Annotated in this window: 5 protein-coding genes and 1 pseudogene; all 6 read left to right on the top strand. The window is 40.8% G+C overall.

Features of this window, described 5'->3' with window-relative positions:
- Positions 1 to 248, top strand: a 248-nt coding sequence (locus AZH43_RS01800; RefSeq protein WP_206598951.1) for an acyl-CoA dehydrogenase family protein, incomplete at its 5' end; no start/stop codon positions are given.
- 74 nt (positions 249 to 322) lie between these two features.
- Positions 323 to 1561 (top strand): annotated as a pseudogene (locus AZH43_RS01795) (MFS transporter); the annotation flags it as partial.
- A 231-nt stretch (positions 1562 to 1792) separates the two neighbouring features.
- Complete coding sequence (locus AZH43_RS01790) at positions 1793 to 2941, top strand: acyl-CoA dehydrogenase family protein (protein ID WP_067665938.1); 1149 nt, start codon at positions 1793 to 1795, stop codon at positions 2939 to 2941.
- 22 nt (positions 2942 to 2963) lie between these two features.
- Complete coding sequence (locus tag AZH43_RS01785; RefSeq protein WP_067665934.1) at positions 2964 to 5063, top strand: acetate--CoA ligase family protein; 2100 nt, start codon at positions 2964 to 2966, stop codon at positions 5061 to 5063.
- A gap of 3 nt (positions 5064 to 5066) precedes the next feature.
- A complete protein-coding gene (locus AZH43_RS01780) occupies positions 5067 to 7115 on the top strand; it encodes a 3-hydroxyacyl-CoA dehydrogenase NAD-binding domain-containing protein (RefSeq protein WP_067665931.1) in 2049 nt (682 codons plus the stop codon).
- 151 nt (positions 7116 to 7266) lie between these two features.
- Positions 7267 to 7728 carry an acyl-CoA thioesterase gene (locus AZH43_RS01775; protein WP_067665929.1) on the top strand — a complete coding sequence of 154 codons (462 nt, stop codon included), beginning with the start codon at positions 7267 to 7269 and terminating at the stop codon, positions 7726 to 7728.
- Positions 7729 to 7760 lie beyond the last annotated feature (32 nt).

The raw sequence follows: 7760 nt of genomic DNA, 5'->3' as shown, positions 1-7760 counted from the left end.
CTGATGGCGGATTACCATCTGCGTATGAAACCAGTGTAGCGAAGCTGTCATGCAACTTGTCAGGCTGGGAAATATCGAATGAAGCGCTGCAGGCGATGGGAGGTTATGGATATTCCACAGAATCATTGGTTGAGTACTGTGTAAAGCGTACGCGTGGCTGGATGATTGCCGGCGGTTCAATTGAAGTATTAAAAAACCGCATTGCTGAAGATGTATTTGGTCGTCGTTTTAATCAGCGCGCTAAGTAATTAAAGGGTAATATTCACAGGATAAGTGAATATTCAAATGGACTCCGAATTGATTATTTACAAAGGAAGTTAATATGCATGTAGCAACAATAGCTGGTGATGGAAACGGCAATAAAAAATGGAAAATCGCATTTTTCTTTTGCTTCTTGGCATTGGTTGTAGATGGCGCAGATGTAATGATGTTGTCTTTAAGCCTTTCAAAAATTACTGCAGATTTTGGATTAACAAGTGTTCAAGCGGGGATGCTTGGAACAGTAACACTTTTGGGCATGGGAATTGGCGGTATTTTTGGCGGATGGGCAAGTGACCGATTTGGACGGGTTAAAGCTATTTCTGCATCGGTATTGTTCTTTTCGATTCTGACCGGTTTATTGAGTTTTACAACGAGTATTTATGAATTTGCTGCACTGCGTTTTCTATCTGGCCTAGGTCTTGGGACAGTCTATATTGTTTGTGCAGGTTTAATTGCAGAATATGTCCCAACAAAACGCCGATCTATCATTGTGGCTGCTTTACAAACAGGATGGACTTTTGGATATATATTAGCTTCATTTATGGCTGGCGCAATTATTCCTGAACATGGTTGGAGAATGTTGTTTTTATTGAGTAGTTCTGCAATTATTCTTGCTGTCTTGATTTATATTTTTGTACCAGAGTCTGAGTCATGGAAGCAAGAACAAGCTGCTGCTAAATTGAATAATGGACAATCATCGAGGAAGGCTTCAAGTTTTAAACTTGTATTTCAGGATAAAGCTGTACTGAAAATTTTAGGGCTTTGGATGCTTGCAAGTGCTTTATTACATATTGGTTATAATGGTGTTAATCATTGGATGCCTCATTATATTGAGCATGAAATGGGCCTTGATTTTAAATCAATGACTTATTATATGGTTGGCAGTTATACAGCCATGATTTTAGGTAAATTATCAGCAGGTGTTTTAGCAGATAAAATTGGCCGGCGCTTTAGTTTTATATTTGGTTCTGTTGCCACTGCAATTTGTTTATTCCTAATTGTGAACTTTCATACACCTCAGAATATTATGTATTTCCTTGTTGCTTTTGGCTTCTTATATGGTATGCCATTTGGTGTGTACAGTACGTATATGAGTGAAAGTTTTGCTACAAATATTCGTGGGACTGCACTGGGGACTGCACATAATGGTGGTCGAATTGGTTCAGCGATTGCACCACTATTGGTTGGATATGTGGCTTCAGGCGGTTCAATGAGTGCAGGATTCGTTATTTTAGGATTATCATATTTGGTTTGTATAATTCCATTATTTTTCGTTAGAGAAAAAATGTATGATCCTCAAGCAAAAGATCAAACAATCAACAATGATGAAGCACTTAAATATGCTCAGGTACAAACCGAAAGTAAAACTACCTAATTAAACACCTAATTACCAAAAAGACGCCTTATAGGCGTTTTTTTGCTTTTTACATTTTCTCAAATAAATCATAGCATGATGATTTATTTGAAAACACAGCTGGTTTAAAACACCTATTCTAGATCTATAAGATATGTTGAATATAGAGTTAGAAACATGGATTTCAATTTAACCGAAGAACAAAATGCATTTGCCGATTCGGTCCGCAAATTCGCTCAAAAGGAATTGGCTGATGGCGCATTAGAACGGGCGCATTCACATGAGTATCCTTGGGAAATCGCAGCGAAACTTTCAGAGATGGGCCTGCTGGGTATTACCTTGAAAGAAGAAGATGGCGGTATGGGCGGCACGCTCATGGATGCGGTGATTGCCATTCAGGAACTGGCCTTGGTTTGTCCAAAAAGCGCAGATGTTGTTCAAGCTGGGAATTTTGGCGCGATCCGCACCTTTGCAGAATATGCATCTCCTTATTTAAAAGAAAAGTTTTTACCGAATCTGCTGGCCGGTAAAACTTTGCTTGCTTTAGGCATGAGTGAACCGGGAGCTGGTTCCTCTGTGACAGAGCTAAAAACTTCAGCAGTAGAAGATGGTGATCACTACGTTATCAATGGTTCAAAAGTATTCTCAACCCATAGCCCGCATGCTGATACGTTCTTAATTTATGTGCGCTTCGGAGCTGGTTTGGACGGTATCGGTTCCGTAATTGTAGAGCGCGGCACGCCGGGCTTTGATATTGGCCAGCCATCGGCCTTTATGAGCGGTGAAGAATGGTGCCAGCTGTACTTCGAAAACTGCCGCATTCCGAAAGAAAATGTGCTGCTTGGTCCAGGCGGTTTCAAAAAACAAATTTCAGGTTTCAACGTAGAACGTATTGGCAATGCTTCACGTGCATTGGCATTGGGTCGTCATGCATTTAATGTGGCACGCCAGCACTGTTTAGACCGTGAACAGTTTGGCAAAGCGCTGTGCGAATTTCAGGGCTTACAGTGGAAGTTTGCAGAAATGGCGCTGAAATTAGAATCAGCACAATTATTGCTTTACCGCGCTGCRGTGAATGCTGATGGCGGATTACCATCTGCGTATGAAACCAGTGTAGCGAAGCTGTCATGCAACTTGTCAGGTTGGGAAGTATCGAATGAAGCGCTGCAGGCGATGGGAGGTTATGGATATTCCACAGAATCATTGGTTGAGTACTGTGTAAAGCGTACACGTGGCTGGATGATTGCAGGCGGTTCAATTGAAGTATTGAAAAACCGCATTGCTGAAGATGTATTTGGTCGTCGTTTTAATCAACGTGCGAAATAAATAAATAAAAGGATTTAAAGAGATGAATTCAATGTTAAAACAAGAACAGGCTCTGTCAGATGCTTTGCTTAAACCTAAATCAGTGGCCTTAGTCGGTATTTCTGATGATGTAAGTAAAACAGCGGGGCGCCCTTTACATTTCCTACGTAACGCAGGCTATAAGGGCACTGTCTATTGCGTTAATCCTCGTCGTGAGACCGTACAAGGTGAGAAAGCCTATCCTTCATTGAGTGAACTTCCTGAAGTTCCTGAACATGTCTATGTGCTTACAGGTGCAGATTTGGCACTAAAAGCAGTAGAGGAGTGCGGAAAACTAGGCGTTCCTGTAGTGACTTTGATTGCCAGTGGGTTTAGCGAAGCTGGATCTGAAGGTATTGAGCGCGAAAATAAACTGCGTGAACTTAAATCTAAATATCAAACACGTATTTTAGGTCCTTCGAGTTTAGGTTTGGTCAACCTGCATGAAGATCTATTTTTAACTGCCAACGCCGCTTTTGCTGAACCAGGTCTGCTTAAAGGCAATATTTTCTGTGCATCGCATAGTGGCAGTATGATTGGCTCACTGACATCACGTGGTCGTAATCATCACACGGGTTTTTATGGCTTGGTTTCTGTGGGGGGAGAAGTTGATTTAAGTGTCGGTGAAATCTGTTTGGCAACTTTAGATAATCCAGATATTCAGGGTTATATGCTGTTTCTAGAATCCATGCGCCATGCTGATAAACTACGTGAATTCGCTATTAAAGCGGCCGAGTTGAACCGTCCTATTGTGGTATTTAAGTTAGGTCGATCGCAAGTGGCTGCTGACCTTGCAGTTTCGCATACAGGATCAATGGCTGGTGAGGATGCCGTTGCAGAAGCTTTCTTTAAAGATTGTGGCATTGCGCGTGTTGAAACCTTAGATGGTTTTCTGAATGCGATTCCTTTGCTCAGTAAAGTTGCAGCACAACAGGCAAATAAAAAGAAAATAAATGTGGGGGTGCTGACGACTACGGGTGGCGGCGCTGCAATGGTGGTAGACCAACTCGGTATTCGTAATGTTTCTGTTGTTTCTCCAACTGAAGATACCATTGCAAAACTCAATGCCAAAGGTGTTGAAGTCCATGCGGGTGGAATTATTGATTTGACCTTAGCAGGTACAAAGTATGAAGTTATGAAGGCTGCACTAGAAGTCTTAGAAGATGCGCCTGAATTTGATTTGGTTTTGGTAGCTTCCGGTTCATCTGCACGCTATCACCCTGATCTTGCTGTTAAACCGATTGTTGATAGCATTGCAACGTATAAAAAACCTTTAGTCAGCTTCCTTGTACCAGATGCACCTGAAGCCTTAAAGCAATTAAAACAAGCAGGCGTACCCGCATTTCAGTCGCCTGAAGCATGTGCTGATGTCATCAATGCTGCATTTTCAAGATGTCAACCCACGGCAATTCCTGAAATTTCAAAACATGAGTTTGAAAATACAGTCACTCTTGATGAAGATTCAGCTTATAAGCTTTTGCAACCACTAGGCATTCAAAATGCACCGTATCAAGTGCTTACTGTGCACGATACTGTTGACCGTTTAACGATTGAATATCCTGTCGTGGTTAAAGTTTTACATGATCAAATTAGCCATAAAACAGAAGCTGGCGGCGTGATTTTAAATGTAAAAAATGCCAGTGAGCTTTCAACCGCAATTGCACAAATTAAGCAAAATGTAGAAAAATATTCACCTGAATTGACTGTGGAAAAAGTATTAGTACAGTCCATGGTAAAAGGCTTGGGCGAAGTACTCATCGGTTTTAAGCGAGACAAAGATGTTGGACCTATTGTCATGCTAGCAGCAGGCGGTGTTTTGACAGAACTTTACCAAGACAGCGTCATGCGCCTAGCACCAATCACTTTAGAATCTGCTTATGAAATGATTTCTGAAGTTAAGGGACTCAAAGCTTTGGATGGTTTCCGTGGTAAGCCCAAAGGTGACTTAAAAGCAATTGCTGAAACTGTAGTGGCATTTTCACAGCTTGCTTTGTCCAAAGAATATTACATTGAAGAAGCAGAAATGAATCCTCTGATTGTCAATCCGCAAGGTCAGGGCGTAACAGCAGTTGATGCGCTTGTTCATATAGCAAAAGAGGGGTAAACCATGTCAGATACGATTCATTTTGAAACTGAAGGGCCAATCGCAGTGATTGTGATTGATAATCCGCCAGTAAATACGGGCTCTTGGTCTGTTCGTAAGGGATTGCTCGATGCTGTAATGAAGTTTTCGAATGATGCTTCTCTAACCGCTGCAGTGATTATCGGCAAAGACAAAAACTTTATTTCAGGGTCAGATTTAAAGGAATTTGGAAAGCCTATTACGCCTCCAGAATTACCACAAGTGATTGAAGCAATTGAAAAGTGCCCCAAGCCAATCATTGCCGCCATAAGTGGGGCCACACTTGGCGGGGGTTATGAGTTAGCACTGGGATGTGACGCTCGCTTAGCAGCGGGAAATACAATTGTAGGTTTGCCGGAAGTGACTTTAGGCATGCTGCCAGGCGCAGGTGGAACACAGCGCTTACCTCGTTTAATAGGCTTAACCAAAAGTATTCAAGTCATATGCTCTGGAAAACGCTATACAGCCAATGAAGCTTTAAAGTTAGGGATGATCGATGCAATTGCAGAAGGCGATTTACGTCCGTTTGCAGTAAAGTTCGCGAAAACAGCCCTTAAAAATCCATTATCAAGCAAAAATGTAGAAAAAGATCAATCAGTTGAATTTGATACAATTGTAAAAAAAGCATTGAGAGCTGGAAAGCATCGTCCACCAGTTCAAGAGTCAATTCGTTTGATTAAAGCAACTGCTGAAGTTGAGTTCTACGAGAGCTTGGCTGAAGAGCGGCGTGTTTTTCAGCAATTGCGTATAGGTGAAGAGGCATTTGCACGCAGACATTTATTTTTTGCTGAAACAAATGCAAAAAAAGTTATTGATTTAAAATCTGCACAAATTAATCCACTCAAAAATATTGTTGTGGTCGGTGCTGGCACTATGGGAACTGGTATAGCTGTCTCAGCTTTAAAAGCAGGTTTTTATGTCACGGTTTATGATCAATCCAATTCAATTTTAGTACAGTGCAAATCGCGGATTGACACGATTTATGAAGCAGATATAACGTCAGGACGTATTAATACTGAGCAAAGAGATGTTCAGCTTGCCCAGCTTGAGCTTACTGACCATGAATCGGCATTTGAAAATGCTGACTTGGTGATTGAAGCGATTTTTGAAGATTTAGCTATGAAGCAAGATTTAATTCGAAAAATTGAAAGTATTGCATCTGCAAACACCATTATTGCCAGTAATACTTCATACATTGATTTAGATGAAATTGCGGAAGTCAGTCTTCGACCAGAGAACATTGTTGGTATTCACTTCTTCAACCCAGCGCATATCATGCGTTTAGTTGAAGTGATCCATGGAAACAATACCTCTCAAGAAGTCATTTCGACTGCTTTTGCATTTGTACAAAAGCTCGGGAAATTGCCGATTATTTGTAAAAACTCATTTGGATTTATTGGCAACCGTATATATGCGGCTTATCGTTACCAATGCGAATTAATGTTGGAAGAAGGCGCATTGCCTCACCAAATTGATGAGGCCATTGAAAATTATGGCTTTAATATGGGGCCTTTTGCAGTCGGTGATCTATCTGGATTAGATATCGCATGGAATATGCGAAGAGCAAATGCGCACAAGCGTAATTCTGAAGCACGTTATGTTTCAATTCCAGATCAAATATGTGAATCAGGCCGTTTTGGTGTAAAAACTAAGGCAGGCTATTACAGCTATGCTGATGGCAAAAAGCAGATCGATCCTGTAATTACCGATCTCATTATTCAAGCTTCTGAACAGAAAAAAATTGTACGTAAAGAATTCAGTTCGGAACAGATTGTAGATCGCGTTTTACTGACCATGGCCAATGAAGCAGCCTTGCTTCTGGCCGAAGGCGTAACCGCAAGAATGAATGATATCGATTTGGTGATGATCAATGGCTTTGGTTTTCCTAAATGGGAAGGAGGACCTGCATATTGGGCTTCAAAACAAAATTTAGATGAACTCTTTGCAAAACAGAAAAACCTAGCTGAAGTTTCAGGTTTAGGGTTTATTGCAGGGGATATTTCTATATTTCAAAAGCTTGCTAAAACTGCTTAAACCAGTTCTATCTAATAAGACGTTTCCAATCAGCCTGACCAGAGTCAGGCTTTTTATTGCCTGAAAGATATGAGCTTGTGACTTTTAGGAAATTGTATTTTATTTTAATTAAATATAATTATTTTCAAGATCTTAGAAACCATGAAATACGATGACTTCACCAATGAATGATCGAACTGAAATGTCAATGAGTGTGTTAATGACACCTGATATGGCAAATTTTTCAGGCAATGTTCATGGCGGCACAATTCTTAAGTTACTAGATCAAGTTGCCTATGCATGTGCCAGTGGTTATTCAGGCACTTATGTAGTCACCCTATCCGTTGACAAGGTTTTATTTAAAGAACCCATTCAGGTGGGTGAAATGGTGACTTTTTTAGCATCAGTGAATTATGTCGGCAGAAGTTCCATGGAAATTGGTATTCGCGTCGAAGCACAAAATATTCGGCAGAGAACCATCCGTCATACCAACACGTCTTATTTCACAATGATTGCAGTAGATCAACAAGGTAGCCCCACAACCATAAAGCCTCTTCAAATAGAGGATTCTGTCAAAAGATGCAGATATGACGCAGCTTTGATACGTAAAAAAGTACGTCTAAGTTCAGCCTAAATAAATTTTAAAATGTAGAGCAGGGAAATACA

It is taken from the genome of Acinetobacter pragensis (assembly GCF_001605895.1).
GTDB lineage: Bacteria > Pseudomonadota > Gammaproteobacteria > Pseudomonadales > Moraxellaceae > Acinetobacter > Acinetobacter pragensis.
This window is presented reverse-complemented; position numbering and strand designations above follow the sequence as displayed.